General features: G+C 67.1%; 17 protein-coding genes. 9 read left to right on the forward strand and 8 right to left on the reverse strand.

What is annotated here, in order from left to right:
- The first annotated feature begins 408 nt into the window (after positions 1-408).
- Together AC07U0_RS14505 and AC07U0_RS14510 are read left to right on the forward strand one after the other, a co-directional pair.
- Positions 409-717 carry a hypothetical protein gene (locus AC07U0_RS14505; protein WP_494720708.1) on the forward strand — a complete coding sequence of 103 codons (309 nt, stop codon included), beginning with the start codon at positions 409-411 and terminating at the stop codon, positions 715-717.
- Positions 718-929: 212 nt separating this feature from the next.
- On the forward strand, positions 930-1529 hold the full coding sequence (locus tag AC07U0_RS14510) for a hypothetical protein (RefSeq protein ID WP_494720709.1): 600 nt from the start codon (positions 930-932) through the stop codon (positions 1527-1529).
- Positions 1530-1883: 354 nt separating this feature from the next.
- Here AC07U0_RS14510 and AC07U0_RS14515 read toward each other — a convergent pair whose 3' ends face one another.
- On the reverse strand, positions 1884-2426 hold the full coding sequence (locus AC07U0_RS14515; protein ID WP_494720710.1) for a MarR family winged helix-turn-helix transcriptional regulator: 543 nt from the start codon (positions 2424-2426) through the stop codon (positions 1884-1886).
- Between the two features lie 113 nt (positions 2427-2539).
- Between AC07U0_RS14515 and AC07U0_RS14520 the strand changes: the two genes are divergently transcribed.
- The 3 genes from AC07U0_RS14520 to AC07U0_RS14530 all read left to right on the forward strand — a co-directional run bounded on the left by AC07U0_RS14520 (position 2540) and on the right by AC07U0_RS14530 (position 5079).
- Positions 2540-4036 (forward strand): serine hydrolase, encoded by a 1497-nt coding sequence (locus AC07U0_RS14520; RefSeq protein ID WP_494720711.1) that lies wholly within the window; start codon positions 2540-2542, stop codon positions 4034-4036.
- Between the two features lie 325 nt (positions 4037-4361).
- Positions 4362-4856 (forward strand): hypothetical protein, encoded by a 495-nt coding sequence (locus tag AC07U0_RS14525; RefSeq protein ID WP_494720712.1) that lies wholly within the window; start codon positions 4362-4364, stop codon positions 4854-4856.
- 37 nt (positions 4857-4893) lie between these two features.
- Positions 4894-5079: a hypothetical protein gene (locus tag AC07U0_RS14530; protein WP_494720713.1), complete on the forward strand. Its 186-nt coding sequence runs from the start codon at positions 4894-4896 to the stop codon at positions 5077-5079.
- A 171-nt stretch (positions 5080-5250) separates the two neighbouring features.
- Here AC07U0_RS14530 and AC07U0_RS14535 read toward each other — a convergent pair whose 3' ends face one another.
- Complete coding sequence (locus AC07U0_RS14535; RefSeq protein ID WP_494720714.1) at positions 5251-5724, reverse strand: SRPBCC family protein; 474 nt, start codon at positions 5722-5724, stop codon at positions 5251-5253.
- Between the two features lie 24 nt (positions 5725-5748).
- The gene (locus tag AC07U0_RS14540) at positions 5749-6651 is read right to left on the reverse strand and encodes an SDR family oxidoreductase (RefSeq protein ID WP_494720715.1); all 903 of its coding nucleotides are present in this window, start codon (positions 6649-6651) and stop codon (positions 5749-5751) included.
- A gap of 72 nt (positions 6652-6723) precedes the next feature.
- Here AC07U0_RS14540 and AC07U0_RS14545 point away from each other — a divergent pair, with 72 nt between their 5' ends.
- Positions 6724-7647 carry a LysR family transcriptional regulator gene (locus AC07U0_RS14545; protein WP_494720716.1) on the forward strand — a complete coding sequence of 308 codons (924 nt, stop codon included), beginning with the start codon at positions 6724-6726 and terminating at the stop codon, positions 7645-7647.
- Positions 7648-7666: 19 nt separating this feature from the next.
- On the opposite strand, the gene AC07U0_RS14550 is transcribed toward AC07U0_RS14545, so the two are convergent.
- Positions 7667-8068, reverse strand: coding sequence for a winged helix-turn-helix transcriptional regulator (locus tag AC07U0_RS14550; protein WP_494720717.1), 402 nt, complete (start codon positions 8066-8068; stop codon positions 7667-7669).
- A 99-nt stretch (positions 8069-8167) separates the two neighbouring features.
- On the opposite strand from AC07U0_RS14550, the gene AC07U0_RS14555 reads away from it, so the two are divergent.
- A complete protein-coding gene (locus AC07U0_RS14555; protein ID WP_494720718.1) occupies positions 8168-8902 on the forward strand; it encodes an SDR family NAD(P)-dependent oxidoreductase in 735 nt (244 codons plus the stop codon).
- A gap of 446 nt (positions 8903-9348) precedes the next feature.
- Here AC07U0_RS14555 and AC07U0_RS14560 read toward each other — a convergent pair whose 3' ends face one another.
- Entirely contained in the window at positions 9349-9738 is a 390-nt protein-coding gene (locus tag AC07U0_RS14560) for a winged helix-turn-helix transcriptional regulator (RefSeq protein WP_494720719.1), read from the reverse strand.
- A 91-nt stretch (positions 9739-9829) separates the two neighbouring features.
- On the opposite strand from AC07U0_RS14560, the gene AC07U0_RS14565 reads away from it, so the two are divergent.
- Positions 9830-10552 carry an SDR family NAD(P)-dependent oxidoreductase gene (locus AC07U0_RS14565; RefSeq protein ID WP_494720720.1) on the forward strand — a complete coding sequence of 241 codons (723 nt, stop codon included), beginning with the start codon at positions 9830-9832 and terminating at the stop codon, positions 10550-10552.
- A gap of 263 nt (positions 10553-10815) precedes the next feature.
- On the opposite strand, the gene AC07U0_RS14570 is transcribed toward AC07U0_RS14565, so the two are convergent.
- Positions 10816-12090: a M56 family metallopeptidase gene (locus AC07U0_RS14570; protein WP_494720721.1), complete on the reverse strand. Its 1275-nt coding sequence runs from the start codon at positions 12088-12090 to the stop codon at positions 10816-10818.
- Entirely contained in the window at positions 12087-12470 is a 384-nt protein-coding gene (locus AC07U0_RS14575) for a BlaI/MecI/CopY family transcriptional regulator (protein ID WP_492947600.1), read from the reverse strand. Before AC07U0_RS14575 ends, AC07U0_RS14570 begins: the two co-directional genes overlap by 4 nt.
- A gap of 198 nt (positions 12471-12668) precedes the next feature.
- Here AC07U0_RS14575 and AC07U0_RS14580 point away from each other — a divergent pair, with 198 nt between their 5' ends.
- A complete protein-coding gene (locus AC07U0_RS14580) occupies positions 12669-13880 on the forward strand; it encodes a hypothetical protein (RefSeq protein WP_494720722.1) in 1212 nt (403 codons plus the stop codon).
- 300 nt (positions 13881-14180) lie between these two features.
- Here AC07U0_RS14580 and AC07U0_RS14585 read toward each other — a convergent pair whose 3' ends face one another.
- On the reverse strand, positions 14181-15437 hold the full coding sequence (locus AC07U0_RS14585; protein WP_494720723.1) for a lysozyme inhibitor LprI family protein: 1257 nt from the start codon (positions 15435-15437) through the stop codon (positions 14181-14183).
- Between the last annotated feature and the right edge of the window lies 1 nt (position 15438).

Genomic DNA, 15438 nt, shown 5'->3' on the forward strand with positions numbered 1-15438 from the left:
GGAATGCGCCTCTGGCCGGGCTCAGGGAAATTGGGAGCGAAGATATTTGCCGACCAGCCTGAGGCCTTCGACCACGGTGACGGCGCCATACTCCGGGGCGGCCCTTAGCCACTGTAACGCCCAGGCCTTTGCGGCTTCGTCATCTGTCGCGCTGATGTGTGTAGATCTGGGCGGGACCCGATCCGGGTCGTGCAGATGGATAGAGTAGTCCGGCAAGGCGTCGTCTCGAGCGAGGAATCCATTTGATGATAAGCCCGCCGCCAGCAGGGGGGCAAAAAAGGCGGCGGGCTTATGCAGATGGGTACGCAACTCGAAGCGTTCGGCTTCGGTCCAGAAAAGCTGAACCGGAACAAAGGTTCCCGCGGATTTTGGATGGTCGTGTAGTGCTCTTCGTGTCAGCGTATGGAGATGTCGAAGCCTGCGCCCACCGCTGAGGACTCCGAAGAGCATTGGGATGAGCTTCAAGGGCCGCTCGGCCTGCTGATGCGCGCAGCGGGCGAGGTTATGGCCAGTCGTCTTCAAGCGGACGCCAGGGGGCTCGACGCGCTGTCGGATGAGGAGATGCTCGACATGTTCTACAGCGCTGTCCGGCAGGCCGCACCGGCGATCTACCCCCAGATCCCTCAGCACCGGATTGAGGCCATGCTGGACCAGATGTTCGCCGAAGCCCGGATGGATTTGGCGGCGACCGCCGCTTCGAGCGAAGCGATGAACTAGGATCCCAACCGCCTGCCGCTTCTGAAAGATGCTGTGGATGTGGAATCCGGATTACCGACCAGGCCACGCGCTGCCGCCGCGGTCCCGTCGCCAGCCTGCATGGGGGGAAGCCTCCACCCTGCTTGCCGCCTGCGGCCGCGAACATGTCCCCGAATTCATTTGAGCCGTCGGGTCGTGATCGGCAGGTGTGGACGGTCCCTGGAGAGACCATCATGACCCGCCCGCTGCTTGCCGCGCTCCTGTCCTTCACCGTGGCGCTGGCCACCTCGGCCGTGGCTCAGGAACCGGTCCCGCCATCGGATAATCCCCGCATGGCGCAGATTTTCCAGGACGACCAGGCGATCCGCGAGGGGATTTCGGCGGCCCGACGGCCGGATCGCGCCTTCGTCGAGCGCATGCACGCCGAGGATGCGGCCCGACGCGCCGAGGTCCGCACCCTTCTTGACCAGGGTGAGATCCGGAGCGCCGAGGACTTCCGAAAGGCCGCCTTCGTCTTCCAGCACGGCTCCCAGCCGGATGATTACCTTCTGGCCCACAGTCTGGCCGTGGTCGCGGCCTCCCGGGGAGCCGACGGCGCCGCCTGGATCGCGGCCGCCAGTCTGGACCGCTATCTGCAGATGAAGGGCGAGCCCCAGATTTACGGCACACAGACCATCGCACGGTCCGGAGAGGCGCCGACCGCCGATCCCTACAATCGCGACCTCGTTCCCGACAGTCTGCGCACGGCCATGGGGGTTCCGACCCTCGCCGAACAACAGGCGAAACTCGACGCCGTCCGCGCGGCCGTAGAGGCGGCGCCGGCCCCGCAATAGGATCGATCGCCCAGGCGTCGGACCCCGACGCTCGGCGCTTCCTTCCGCCTGCGCAACCGACATGCGGGGGCGGTCCGTGTCGCGCCGGACCGTGACAGCGTCCGTCCGTTGCAGCCTTTTGCCGCATTGCAGCATTCTGTTGAGGTCGTCGGTTAAGCCAAGCTCCGATGACCGGCGGCCCGCCCCGAACCTTCACTGGCTCAGGGACGGGCCGCCACCCCGCAAAGCCGCGGGCCGTTTAAGATAGGTCCCGTGAGCCTGCCGCGTCCGACGGGCGCCTTACGATAGGCTCTCCGTCTGGCGAAGCGAGGTGATCGGCTCACTGTCGCGGTGCGCTTACGTTTGTTGCGCGCTTCACTCGGACCGCGCCCGCGCCTGGCGTCGCTCGGGTCTGACGTCCATGGGAGCCATCAAGCGGCGGAGGAGGGTCTCCGCTTCCAGGCGCTGCCGGGCGTCGAGATCGGCGAGCGCCTCATCCGCCAGAGCGAAGCGGTCGTCGATGAAGGACTCCACAAGGTCGAAGCCCTTCGGCGTCAACCGGGCCAGGAGGCGTCGCCGATCCTCGGGCACCCCGCGCCGCGAAACCAGTTCGGAAGCCTCCAGTCGCCGCAGGCACGCGGTCAGCCCGCCGGAGGTCAGAAGAACGCGCCTGGCGAGTTCTGTGGGCGTGAGTTCGAAGGGCTCGCCGGCCCGACGCAGGGTCGCGATCACATCATAGTCCGAATAGGACAGACCATGCTCCGCGAGCATGCGGGTGACGGTGTCCTCGTACTGTCGCCCCAACCACAGAATACGGCCGACGATGTTGAGGGCGCCGGCCTTGGTCTGCGGACGCGCGCGCGCCCAGTCCGAGAGCACACTGTCAACGAGGTCGGGGGGCGGGGGCGCGCTCTTCATCCCCACAAGCTAGCCAACTCCAGACCCCACGACAAACCTTACCGAAAAGTATCTTGACGTCATATATTTTGATGAAAAGATAAATCCCGTATTTTCAGGTGAGGGCGGACGTCATGAAGAACAGGCTTGGGAACTCGGCGGCTCTGGCCGGGGCGATCTTCCTTGGCAGCCTTGTGACGGCGGCCCCCGTCGCCGCGTCGGCTCCACTGCAAGAGCAGACACAGGCCCGGCCGGCCGCCGAAGCCATGGACGCCGCCTTCGAGACCTATATGCAGGCTGCGGTGCGCAACGCCGCCTTCACCGGCGACGTCCTCGTTGCGCGGGGCGGGGTTCCGATCTTCCGCAAGAGCTACGGACTGGCGAACCGGTCGTTCAATGTGCCGAACACCGCCGGGACGGTCTATCAGCTCCAGTCCGTCACCAAGCCTTTCACCGCCATCCTGATCATGATGATGCAGGAGGAGGGGCGTCTGAAGATGGGTGATCTCGCCTGCGACTACCTGGACGACTGTCCGGCGGCGTGGCGTACGATCACCATCGAACAGCTTCTGACCCATACCTCCGGCATCCCCAACTATTCCCGGCTGCCCGACTGGGATGAAAGCTTGGACAGCCGAACCTATTGGCGCAACGGCGTCGTCTCCCTCGTGCGCGACCTTCCGCTCGAGTTCGCCCCGGGCGAAGGCTTTCGCTACAGCAACTCGGGCTACAACCTGCTTGGCGCGATCCTGGAACGCGTCTCGGGCAAGCGCCTTCCAGACCTTTACCGCGAGCGGATCCTGACGCCGCTGGGTATGACCCACACGGATTTCGACACCTCGCGTCGCGTGACCCCCAATCTGGCGACCGGCTATTATTCCATCGGTTCGACCTTCATCGAGTCCACGCCGCAAAGCCGCAGCGGCTCCTATGGCGAGGCGGGTTTGACCAGCACGGTCGACGACCTGCTGATCTGGGACAGGGCGCTCAGGACCAACACCCTGATCTCTCCGGCGTCATGGGAGCAGATGATCGCCCATACGACGAACAACTATGGCTATGGCTGGGAAATGGGGACCTGGTTCGGCCACCGCGAAATCGGCCATGCCGGGAGCGGGGCCGGCTTCTCCAATATGGTCGCGCGCTTCCCCGACGACGACCTGACGGTGATCGTTCTGAGTAACAGCGACGAAGCCAGTGGCGGGGGGACGGCGCGCGCCCTGGCGGGCATCTACTTCGGGGTGACACCCAAGCCGCCCGAAGTTCAGCCAAAGACCCTCTTCCTGGACGCCGTCATGGCCGGGGGCGTCGACGCCGGCATCGCGCGCTACCGCGAGCTGAAGGCCGCGCAGCCGTCGAGCGAGGCGTTCGCGACGGACGAACTGCTGGTCGCGGCGGGCTACGCCCTGCATGAGCTGCCGTCCATGGACCAGGCGCGGGCGTTGTTTGAGTTCGCCCTCAAGGAGTTCCCGCAGTCGGCGTACAGCCACGACGGCCTGGCGGATGTCGCGGCGTCGGAGGGCGACTACGCGACCGCCATCTCGGAGTTCGAAGCGTCGTTGCGTCTCGATCCTTCCAATGACTATGCGATCGACGGCCTGAAGCGTGTCCGGGCGCTTGCGTCGCCCTGAAGTGGAAGGCGGCGCTGGATCGATCGGCTCGGTGGCGCGACAAGCCTCAGCTTCTGACGCGCCCGGGATGCCGAAGGCGTGGAATGGGTGAAGAGGCGGTGGCCGCGGGAGAGTGTCTTGGGGCCGGCTCGATCCTTTACATTCACCTTCCGCCCTGGACCGTCGGCCAGATGACCGGCAGTAAGGGGCGCTGACGCCGTCCGGACTGAAGGCGCCTTCCCGAGCGGCGCCGCCATATGTCGCGGCTCAGGTGTCAATCCATGCCGGGTCTTGATCCAGCCATGCCGTGATGAAACGACTACAGCTTCGCCATTCGTAGGCCCTCATGCTTGGCAACAAACACACCCGTCGCGCCGCACTCACCGGCGCCGCGCTCACGATAGGGTGGGCCAGCCCCTTCGCGGCGTTCGCCTCGCGACGCGACCCTGAAGGGGCCGGATTGGAAGCCGCTCCGCTCAGGACCACAGGTGTTGAGACGGCGTGGGTGGACTATCAGGGGCGACGCGCCCTGCAGGCCACGGCCCTGGAAAACGCGCCGGGGCTCGACCGGCTGATCGTTCTGGATACGCCCGCCTTCGGCGACGGCGTCATCGAGGCCTGGATCAGCGGCGCTCCGAGCGCTACGGCCAGCGCCACGGCCCGGGGTTTTGTCGGGATCGCCTTCCGGGTTCAGGACGATGCGAAACTGGAGGCGATCTATCTGCGCCCGACGAACGGCCGCGCCGAGGATCAGCTGCGCCGCAACCACGCCGTTCAGTACATCTCGCATCCCGACTATCCCTTGGGAGCGGCTGCGCGCCGAGGCGCCGGCCAAATATGAGACCTATGTCGATCTTGAACCCGGGCGGTGGACTCACGTGCGGATCGAGGTGGCCGGCGCTGCGGCCCGTCTCCATGTCGATGGCGCGGAGCAGCCGACCTTGATTGTCGGCGACCTGAAACACGGCGGCGACGCCAGAGGGGCTGTCGCACTCTGGATCGGCCCCGGCACGCTGGCCCATTTCAGCGGCGTGCGGGTCACGCGCCGAGGCTCCCAGACCTGAGCAGAAGAACCGGACGAGTTCTGCCAGAGGCAAGAGCGGGACATTGGCCACGCGAAGCCAATCGCCCCATCAGGCGACACTCTTTCAGCGTGCGGCGGGTGAGCCGGGCGAGTGCGACGCGGGTGGCGCTTGGAACCGCCCACGTCGGTAGCCCGAGGATCGCGCGACGGCTCAGAGCCGACCTGCCGCGAGGAGATCGCGCGTTCGTGTCAGGGTCGACAGCAAGGCCGCCTTGTAGCCTTGCTCGCTGTCGAACCTGGCCTGCTCCGCCTGTTCCTCGGCGCCGCCCGGCGCGCCGTCACGCAAACCGAGAAAGCAATAGAAGCGTAGCTGCAACGCGCCGGTCTTGTCCTCGAAAATCTCGTTGACGATGGCGCCTTCGCGCGGCCCCGTGGCTTGGAAGAAGGTGACCTTGTGTGCGGGCTCCAGGGTGATGATCTCGCGAAGGTCAGCGCCGCCGATAGTGACCTCGCGCACGAAGTGGGTTGCGCTCTCCTCGGTCACCTCGCAGCGGGTGCACAGACCCTCCGGGAGAAAGAGGCGGGCGTCACGCGCCTTCAGCTCTAGCCCGGCCCAGACCTGGGCGCGGGTGAGGGGCGTTTCGTCGGCGGGATTCACCGGCACGGTGGCGGTTGAATAGATCATGGTCGCTTCTCCGGTCGAAAGGGGTCAGCGGGCGGTGGGGCTGGATGCGGTGAGGGAGACGGTGGAGGCGGCGAGGCGGGCGGCGAAGTCGCGATAGGTGTGAAGCGGCCGGCCGAGCAGGGCCGTCAGTCGTTCCACGTCGCCCGGCTCGGGGATCATGCCGTCGCCGACATAGCGTTCGGCCATGAGCCGCATCTCATAGGCCATCCAGTCCGGCATCAGGTTCGCCAGGTTCTGTTCGAAGGCGGTGGGATCATCGCCGCCGTAGACGACGGGACGGTCGAGAACCTCGGACCAGATTTTGGCAAGCCCCAAGCCCGTAAGAGTGTCGGGACCGACGAGGTTCAAGGTGGTGAGGGGCAGCAGGACGTCGCTCGCGTCGCGGCGGATGAGCTCGATCGCGGCGACCTCAGCGATGTCGCGGGCGTCGATCATGGCGACGCCCTTGGCGCCAATCGGCATCGGGTAGACGCCGTGGTTCAGGATCACATCCTGGATCATGACCTCGTTGTCGATGAAATAGGCGGGTCGAAGAACGGTGGCGCTGAAGCCCATCTGCTCCAGCATGCGCTCGCCGCCCGCCTTGACCGCGAAATGCGGAACATTGACGGAGCGATCGGCTCCGAACACCGATAGATAGACGACCCGCTCGACGCTGGCTTCGCGGGCGATGTTGAGGGCGATGATGGCCTGGGTGAATTCGTCGGCGGCGACGGCGTTCAGCAGGAAGAGGGTGCGCACACCGCTCATGGCGGCGCGCAGGGCGTCGAGATCGAGCAGATCGCCCTGGGCGACCTCGACCTGGGCCGGAAAGTCGGCCCGGGCGGCGTCGCGCACGAAGACGCGCACGGCGGCGCCGCGATCGATCAGGTTCTGGACGACGTGGCGGCCGACACGGCCGGTGGCGCCGGTGACGAGGATGGTCATGAGTAATCTCCGGTTTGGGTGGTGGACAGGCCGGAAGATCGGTGATCCAAAACTGATCCGATAGGCGACAATTTGGAACGCACCGTCTCGCAGGTGGAACAGATGGATTTACTGGCTCTGGCGGACTTCACCCTCGTCGCCCGCAGCGGCGGCTTTGGCCGGGCGGCGCGCGCCGCGTCCCGCCCCAAGGCGACCCTGTCTCGCCGGGTCTCGGACCTGGAGGCGAGCCTGGGCCTGCGGTTGTTCGAGCGGGGCGGGCGCTCGCTCAAGCTCACCCAGGATGGGGAGCTATTATTCAAACGGACCTCCGCCCTGCTGACCGAGCTGGAGGAGACGACCGCCGCCGTGGCCTCGGGCGGGGAGGCGCCCCGCGGTCGGATGAGGATCAGCGCGCCTCTGCTCTTCTCCCAGATCGCCATGGGCCGGCTCGCCGCCGATTTCGCGGCGCGCTATCCGGAGGTCCGGCTGGAGGTCACGACCGAGGATCGGCCGGTGGACATGGTCGAGGAAGGTTACGACCTCGTCATCCGCGTCAATCCGGATCCGGACGCGGCGCTGGTCGGGCGGGTCTTCCTGCGGGACCGTCTGGTCGTGGTCGCGGCGCCGGGGCTTGCGCGCCCGCATGAGGGCCGGCCCGCGCCGGCCGTCGTTCGGGGCCCCTTAGAGCCGTCACTATCCTGGACGACCCTTGCGCCTTCGGGCGAGCGATCGGTCGTTCCGATCACGCCGACGCTGAGCCTGTCGTCGATGATCATGGTCCGGGATGCGGCCCTGGGGGGCGCCGGCGTTGCGCGCTTGCCCGTCTCCCTGGTCAGTGGAGACCTGTCGTCCGGACGGCTGGTGTCCTGGGGCGACGCCGACGCGCCGGAGATCGCCCTGTGGGCCCTGTATCCCTCGCGCCGGCTTCTCAGCGCCAGAGTGACCGCCTTCCTGGATCATCTGAAGCGAGCCTTCCCCACCGGCGCCCCGGAAGAGCTGGCCGCATTCGCCGCCTAGCCGAGGGCTTGCGGATCGGTCAGCGCGCCCAAGCCGCCCGCTGCGCGAAGACCTGCTGGACGGCGTCCATATTCTCCGTCCCCCAGGTGCAAAGCGGCACGAGCGCCAGCGACAGGCTCAGGCCCAGCGGCGTCAGGCTGTAGTCCACTCGCGGCGGGATTTCCTTGTAGTCCGTCCGCTTCACCAGCCCGTCGCCTTCCAGCTCCTTGAGCTGCTGGATCAGGACCTTGTCGCTGACGTCGCGGATCGCGCGCCTCAGCTCGCCGTACCGCGTCGGCCCGTCCTGGGCGAGGAAGTAGAGGATCAATGGCTTCCATTTGCCGGAGATGACTCGCAGCGTCGCGTCCAGGCCGCAGGTGAACCCGGGCAGGGCGGAGGTGCAGGCGGGGCTGGCGGGAAGGTCGTCAGAGTTCGAGGTCATTTCAGGTCTTACAAATTTTAGGCACTTACCAAAAGGTGCATACTTGTCGAAAGGTAGGCGTCTCGCCAGCTTCCTGCAACTCAAGCAAGGAGCACGAGAATGACCAGACTTCAGGGCAAGACGGCCGTCATCACTGGAGGCGGCAGCGGCATCGGCCTGGGGGCTGCGCGACGCTTCGTCGAGGAAGGCGCATTCGTCTACCTCTTCGGACGAAGGAAAGCGCAGCTCCAGGCTGCCGCGGACGAACTGGGCGGAAACGCGCGCGCGGTGGTGGGATCGATTACCGAAGCGGCCGATCTGGACCACCTCTACGAGACGGTGAAGGCCGAACGCGGCGGGCTCGACATCCTGTTCGCCAATGCCGGCACGGGCGATTTCGCCAAACTCGGCGAGATCACGCCGGAGCACTACGACCAGATCTTCGACGTCAATGTGAAAGGCACGGTCTTCACGGTGCAGAAGGCCCTGCCGCTGATGTCCGACGGCGGCTCCATCATCCTGACCGGCTCGAGCACGGGGGTGATGGGCACGCCGGCCTTCAGCATCTACAGCGCGACCAAGGCGGCCATTCGCAATCTCGCCCGGACCTGGGCGCTCGACCTCAAGGGCACGGGCATTCGGGTCAATGTCCTCTCGCCCGGCCCGACGACGACCGAGCTGGCCCGCGACGTCCTGGGCGAAGACGGGCTCGCCGCGATCGGCGCCTCGACAGTTCTGGGCCGCATGGGCGATCCCGCAGAGACCGGCGCGGTCGCGGCCTTCCTGGCGTCTGCGGATTCGAGCTTCATGACCGGCGGAGAGGTCTTCGTGGACGGCGGTCTGGCGCAGGTCTGAGACCTCGGAGGCGCCGGCGGCCGCCGGCCCCTCCTGTCGTCGTGTTTGGGTGTGACAGAGGTCGTGGCTCTTGCCGGACGGGACGCCCGCCATGCGGGCGGCGGATTGTCCCGATGTCGTGTCGAGATCCCGTCAACGCGCCGAGGTCGACCGGACACTGACAGCAGGGATCCGGTCGGCGGCTGACAGCTTGCCCCCCATACACGCCGGGACGCCCGGCGCATGCGCCGGCGCCGGCCTTAGCAAGACAGGGGCTGGTTTTGCCGCGAGGGGGCGGGGCGGACCGGCGCGCCGGCTGTCTCGCCTCCGGCGGGCTGAGCGCCGTGTCTGGAGCGGGGCGGGCTCTGGCCCGTTAAGCCGCTGTCCGGGGCAGGGCGGGCGGCGCCCGTCTTGCCGTCCTGGTCCCGCTGCCGGCGAAAGTCTCGTGGCGTCGCGATGCGCGGCGATCAGGCCGCTCTTTGCCGATCGTATTCGGCGCTGGCGCCTTCCACGGTTTCGGCATTCTCCAGCGCCCAGGCGCAGAGGGCTTCAAAGGGCTGGCGCAGGGAATGGCCCAGGGGGGTGATGGTGTATTCCACTCCAATGGGTGCGGTCGGCAGGACCGTGCGCGTGACCAGACCATTACGCTCCAGGCGCTTGAGAGCGTCCGCCAGGGCCTTGTGGGTGATGCCGTCAAGGCGCCGCTTGATCGCGTTGAACCGGGCCGGTCGAGGACAGAGAACCGTCAGGATCAGGATCGTCCATTTGTCGGCGATCCGGTCCAGCACGGGGCGGACCACGTCCATGTTGGCGAAGGCGGTCTCGGACAGACAGTCGAGCTCGGTATCGTGGGGCATATCTAGGCTATCCCAGGTGCGTTCTTGCTAGCAGATACACGAAGTATATCTGGTCTGCCATCACCGGACGAAGGACATCATGATGGCTCGAATGACAGGCAAGATCGCGTTGGTGGTCGGAGGCGCGAAAGGCATCGGACTGGCCACGGCCCAGGCGCTCGCGAACGAGGGCGCGTCAGTGTTTCTGACCGGGCGCGACCGGTCAGAAGTCGAAGCCGCCGCAGCCCTGGTCGGCCGCGGCGCTCGGGGTCTGGTCGCGGACTCGGCCAGACAGGACGACCTCGACCGCGTGGTCGAAACAGTGGTTGAGGCCGAGGGCCGGATCGACGCCCTCGTCCTCAATGCCGGGATCTCCGAGCCCGGGTCGGTCGGCGAGGTGACGGCGGACCATTTCGACCGGCTCTTCTCGGTCAATGTGCGCGCGACAGTCCTCGGCCTGCAGAGCGCCCTGGGCGCGATGGGGCAGGGCGGTTCGATCGTGCTGATCGGATCCGTAGCCGGTTCATTGGGCGTCGCCGGCTACGGGACCTACGCCGCCACCAAGGCCGCGTTGCGATCCTACGCGCGCAGCTGGACGGTGGAGCTGGCTCCGCGCGGGATCCGGGTCAATGTCGTGGCGCCCGGGCCGACCGACACCGCAATGATGGCGGCCGTGCCTGCAGACGTCCGGGCCGCGTTGATTGCGCCGATCCCGCTCGGGCGCATGGCGCGCCCCGAAGAGGTCGCCGCGGCGACGGTCTTCCTGCTGAGCGACGAGGCGTGCTTCATCGCCGGGTCGGAGCTGCACGTCGACGGCGGGATGGGACAGGTCTGACCGATGGGCGGTCAAGCTGACGCGCCGGGAGGAGGCTTGGCCGGGGATTTTCAAGCCGCGGCCGCAAACGCTTGATCGCAGTGCCCCGGGGCCTGGCAGACGTCGTTGACGACCGTCCCGGATCGGACGACGCGGGTGCGTCATGTGCGCTTCCACGCCCGGACAAGCGTCAGCTGCCGGAGCGAAGCGGTTCTTGAGAACGTCTGCCCCGGCAGGCGGATACAGATGAAAGGCGCCCTCGCCGACGGCTGGCGGGCCATTCCCTAGATGCGCTGCGGAGGCGCAGGCCCGGCCCGGCGGCCGCTCCACGTGATCGTGGCGTGAGGAGACACTGTGAGCCGGAGCGGTTCGCTCTCTGAGGACAGAAGCTCCACATTCCGTCCCGTCTGACGCACCTGTCCGGCGGTCAGGCGGCGGCCCTCGATCGAGGCGGAGAGGACACGACCGCGGCGGATCCGCACCGTGAAATCTCCGGCCGCATCTCGCGCCTCGATAGAGACCGTCGGGCCGAAGGCGCTCGCGACGAACAGGCCGTTGACGATGGCGTCGCGCGAAACCGCATAGCCGGGAAGGATGAGCGCCAGGGCGACGGCTCCGTAGCGGAGGGTCCTAGCCACGACACACGGCGGGCGGGTCGCCACGATCCGCTCCGGGCGCGTCTCACGCGCCGCGACAAGCCGGCGGACCCGTCGCGCAACATCGCTCTGCGACAAGCCTGGCCCGTCCAGGGCCATGGCGCTGGAAGCGCGAGTGAAACCGGCCTGAGCGGCAAGCCCGACAAGCGCGCGGGCGAGCGCGGCGGGATCGGCGCCGGCGCGGACGGCCATCGCATCGCAACAGGCTTCACGGCTGTAACAGATCCGCCGATAGGCGAACCAGGCCACAGGCTGGAACCACAGGACCGCCATCAGCACGCGCTGCAGGAGGTTGGCGGCGAAGTCCCCACGGCGGATGTGCGCAATCTCGTGAAGCAGGATCGCATCGCGCTCGGGGGCTGCCAGGTCTTCGCCCCACCGGAGCGGGACCAGCATCACGGGTTGGAAGACGCCCGCCACCTGAGGCGATGCAATCGGCGCCGCCCTGATCACGATGGCCAGGTCCGGCGCGAGCCGGGCGACCGCGTGGCGCACAGACGTCGGAGCCGGCGACTTCGGCGTCGAGACGAGACCGAGGGCCTCGAACGCCAGCCGGCCGAGCATGAACGCGACCCCGGCGCTCCAGACGGCGGCGATCACCGCCGTCAGGCTCGGCAGCCCGCCGTGGGTGAGCAGCAGTTCAGGAAGATCCGGCGAACTTGCGCCCCGCGTCTGCGTCCCCACAGAGAGCATCATTATTTGGGCGACAGCCACGGTTGCGGCCGGGGCGAGGCCGAGGATCACGAGGCGCCGACAGGCCTGGCGATGATCGGTGCCCGGATTCTGCGCCGACGCCTGCGGCCTCCGGCGCCAGAGGGCGCCCAGCACCACCCCCTGGGCCGCGGCTCCGGCGACAGCCCAGGCCAACAGTTGCAAAGCATAGGCGAAGGTATGGCCGGTCATGCGGGGCTGTCGCGCTCCAGTCGTTCGATCAACGCCTTGAGCTCGGCGAGCTCTTCGGGCGGGACAGGGCGTGCGTCGAGCGCCTGCATGGCCAGCGCCGTCGAGGACCCCCGAAAGGCGACGTCGATCCATCCGCGCACCAGCCCGTTCAGGGTCGGTCGTTCGGCAACGGCCGCGGCGTAGATGTGGCGTTGGCCCTCGGACATCCGCGTCACCAACCCCTTGGCGAGCATGTTCTGCAACAGCTTTAGCGCCGTCGTATAGCCCGTCTCCGTGCCCCCGTAGGCGTGTTCGTAGATCGCCCGCACGGTCGCAGGCCCACGCGCCCACAGCACCCGAAGGAGCGCCAGTTCGGCGGCGGTGGGAGCAGGGGTGGTCATGATCACGGGTCCGTCGCCGGAAACAGCAAAGTCGGAACAATCCTACATCTTGACACCTACGATGGCCATCGTAAGTTGCTACGATAACTGTCGTAGGGTGGTGTTATGCAGGGATTTCGAGGGGCGGTCTTGGCTGCGGCGGCGCTGTCTCTGGGAGTCCCGGCCGGTGCGCGGGCAGAGCCTGACCGGGCGGAGGCCTTGCAGCTGTTTTCCGAGGCCGACCACATCTGTCGGCGCGACGACGGCGCGCTCTGGGGGCGTTCGATCTGCGGCCCGATGATCGTCGTCGATTACACCGACAGGCGCTTCATCGCCAACCGGCAGGCGCCGTCCGGGACGCTGCGACAAGAGGGTCCCATCTTCCACGGCGTGCTGCCGGAGGCGGTGATCGTCGCCAACACCCCGACGGACTGGGACGGCGAAAGGTGGACCCAGATCGTTGCGCCGGTCTCCGACGATCCGGCGGCGAGAGCCGTGCTCGTCGCTCACGAGCTGTTTCACCGCATCCAGCCGGCGCTGGGTTTGACGCGCAACGAAGTCGGCAATGCGCATCTGGATGAACTCGAAGGCCGCTACTGGCTGCAACTTGAGTGGCGCGCGCTGACCGCCGCCCTGGAGGCCCGGACGGCTCTCGTCCGACGCTCGGCCCTTGAGGACGCCTTGGCGTTTCGTCAGGCGCGATACGACCTGTTCCCGTTGGCCGCGGCTGAGGAGCATGCGCTCGAGATCAACGAAGGCGTGCCCGAATACACCGGGGTGCGGCTGGGCCTGTCCTCGGCCGAGGCGCGCCGCGCCTTCGCCGTGCATGATCTGTCGGCCTTTGTGACTTCGCCGAGCTTCGTGCGTTCGTTCGCCTATGCGACGGGTCCGGCTTACGGGCTGCTCCTGGACGAGCTGGATCCCGACTGGAAGAGCAAGATCGGGGAGCACAGCTTCGACGCCCTGGTCAGGGCGGCCTTGCCCCAACCGACAGGCGTGGCCAGACGCCTGGAGGATCGCGCCCGGCTCTATGACGACGGCGCCCTGCGTCTCGCCGAGGTCCGCCGCGATGAGGAGCGGCGTGCGCGACTTTCTGCGATGAAGGACGCTCTGGTGGACGGGCCAGTGTTGGTGCTCCCGCTTCGGCACAGCAACTATCAGTTCAATCCGCAAACCCTTGTGCCTCTGGCCGGCTATGGCGTCGTCTATCCGACGATGCGGTTGACCGACGACTGGGGGTCTCTGGAGGTCGAGCACGGCGGGGCCCTGGTCTGGACCGAGGGAAGGCGAGCGACGGTCATTGCTCCCGCCGACGCGACAGGATCGTCGGGCGAGGGATGGCGTCTCACACTGGCCAAGGGATGGGCGGTCGCGCCCGGGGATCGCCAGGGCGATTATCAAGTGGTGTGCGCGGGAGAATGCGGTGACTGAGCCGGCGGCGTATCCTGACGCTTCCTGAACCGTTTGCGCGACGGCGGGGAGGGTGGGCGACACGCGGCAGCGCGTCACCTTTCGGTGCCTTTGGACGGGATCAAGCTCGACCTAGGAGAACGGTCACCAGTCTGGACGTCGTGGATCGAACCCAGTCGTGACGGCCGCCCGGCTGCGTTACTCCATGATGAGGCGTTTGATCCGCTTCCGCGTGATCTTGAGTGTCTGACTTGGGCTCTTAGCGGCGGTTCGGAAAGTCCGCTTTAGGGATGTGCTGGCTGCATCACCGATCAACGACTGTCAGTCGATGGCAAGCAGCTGGTTGACGCGGGCTTCGTAAAGGCTGCGTAGGGCAGTTTGTTCGCCCGTCGTGTTCCGTGCAGCCAGAAAGGCGCGTTGCGCCGAGCGGAGGGCTGACCGGTCCCGCGAGAGGGCGAGAGCGCGGGTAAAGACGACCGCAAGCGCGCGATCTAGTGTCGCCAAAGCGCTGTCCGCGCAGACCGCGATCTCGCCGGTTGTCGTGGCACCGCCGCAATCGAAACTCGGGCCGGCGGCCCGCAACGGTTCGATGTAGACGGGGGCTGTATAGCCATGCTCGCCAAGGAACCATTGCAGCGCCTCGGGGAAACTGCCGAAGGTCAACTGAGCATCTGGCGGGCACTCGCCCGCGGTTCGAAGGCGACATGCGGTGGGAAGCGTCCAGTCGGACGCTTGGTCGTAGGCTTGCAGCATGACCACCCAGGCCTCGTCGAGCGCGCCGGCGCGGGCGGCGGATGCAACATAGGCCGCACAGGTGCCGTTGGCCTTTTGAGCGCAAGCGGCCTTGGCGCGGGCGGCGTCGGCGGTGAATGCCTGCTGGAACCGGCGCTGGTCTGAGACATCCTGGACTTCGTTCGCGACCACGCTCTTGATCACGGGCGGGGCCCAGCTCTCGGCATAGGAGGCGAAGGCGTAGAGGAAGGCCTGATCGACGAAGACGAACTCCTTGGCGCCATCCCCGTCGAGGTCTTGCGGCAGTTTCGGCGTGTCCCCATCCCATGATCCGAGATCGATCTCACGCCAGCGGGAGCCGTCCAGGCGCATCAGGGTCAGGGACGAGCAGCAGTGTGCGCCGCCCGAAAAGCTGGAGAGCAGGATGTCCGGCGTTGGGTCGGTCGAGGTCAAGCGTACGAGCGCGATACTAGCCGCGCCTTCCCAAGGCGTGCCGTCGCCGGTCCACTCCGCCTTGGCGCCTCCGGCGTCCGTCACCGTCACTTTGGCCGCGTTGAATTCGCCGTTCAGGGTAGGGGCCACCTCAATCCCGAACGGGCCGGCCTGCCAATGTTTGGCGCCTTCTCCAGCCTTCCATTCAATCCACTGGTTTTCCGGCGCTTGGGGGCCGGCGGGCTCGGCTTCTGCGCTCAGCTGATGGATAGCGGGCCGCGTCGGGCTGGATGTCGGCCGGTTGCCGCGGGCGAGCGCCGATCCGATCGCGACGACCGCAGCCAGGATAACCATGCCGATAATCAACGGGCGGCCGGCTGACGGAATGGTTTTCGGGGCCTTTTCCGGTTCCATG

This window comes from Brevundimonas sp. GW821-FHT02A10 (genome assembly GCF_059422025.1).

Coding starts and splice junctions, on each gene's coding strand:
- AC07U0_RS14505 (WP_494720708.1), top strand. CDS start 409: ATGTCGAAGCCTGCGCCCACCGCTGAGGACTCCGAAGAGCATTGGGAT.
- AC07U0_RS14510 (WP_494720709.1), top strand. CDS start 930: ATGACCCGCCCGCTGCTTGCCGCGCTCCTGTCCTTCACCGTGGCGCTG.
- AC07U0_RS14515 (WP_494720710.1), bottom strand. CDS start 2,426: ATGAAGAGCGCGCCCCCGCCCCCCGACCTCGTTGACAGTGTGCTCTCG.
- AC07U0_RS14520 (WP_494720711.1), top strand. CDS start 2,540: ATGAAGAACAGGCTTGGGAACTCGGCGGCTCTGGCCGGGGCGATCTTC.
- AC07U0_RS14525 (WP_494720712.1), top strand. CDS start 4,362: ATGCTTGGCAACAAACACACCCGTCGCGCCGCACTCACCGGCGCCGCG.
- AC07U0_RS14535 (WP_494720714.1), bottom strand. CDS start 5,724: ATGATCTATTCAACCGCCACCGTGCCGGTGAATCCCGCCGACGAAACG.
- AC07U0_RS14540 (WP_494720715.1), bottom strand. CDS start 6,651: ATGACCATCCTCGTCACCGGCGCCACCGGCCGTGTCGGCCGCCACGTC.
- AC07U0_RS14550 (WP_494720717.1), bottom strand. CDS start 8,068: ATGACCTCGAACTCTGACGACCTTCCCGCCAGCCCCGCCTGCACCTCC.
- AC07U0_RS14555 (WP_494720718.1), top strand. CDS start 8,168: ATGACCAGACTTCAGGGCAAGACGGCCGTCATCACTGGAGGCGGCAGC.
- AC07U0_RS14560 (WP_494720719.1), bottom strand. CDS start 9,738: ATGCCCCACGATACCGAGCTCGACTGTCTGTCCGAGACCGCCTTCGCC.
- AC07U0_RS14565 (WP_494720720.1), top strand. CDS start 9,830: ATGACAGGCAAGATCGCGTTGGTGGTCGGAGGCGCGAAAGGCATCGGA.
- AC07U0_RS14570 (WP_494720721.1), bottom strand. CDS start 12,090: ATGACCGGCCATACCTTCGCCTATGCTTTGCAACTGTTGGCCTGGGCT.
- AC07U0_RS14575 (WP_492947600.1), bottom strand. CDS start 12,470: ATGACCACCCCTGCTCCCACCGCCGCCGAACTGGCGCTCCTTCGGGTG.
- AC07U0_RS14585 (WP_494720723.1), bottom strand. CDS start 15,437: ATGGAACCGGAAAAGGCCCCGAAAACCATTCCGTCAGCCGGCCGCCCG.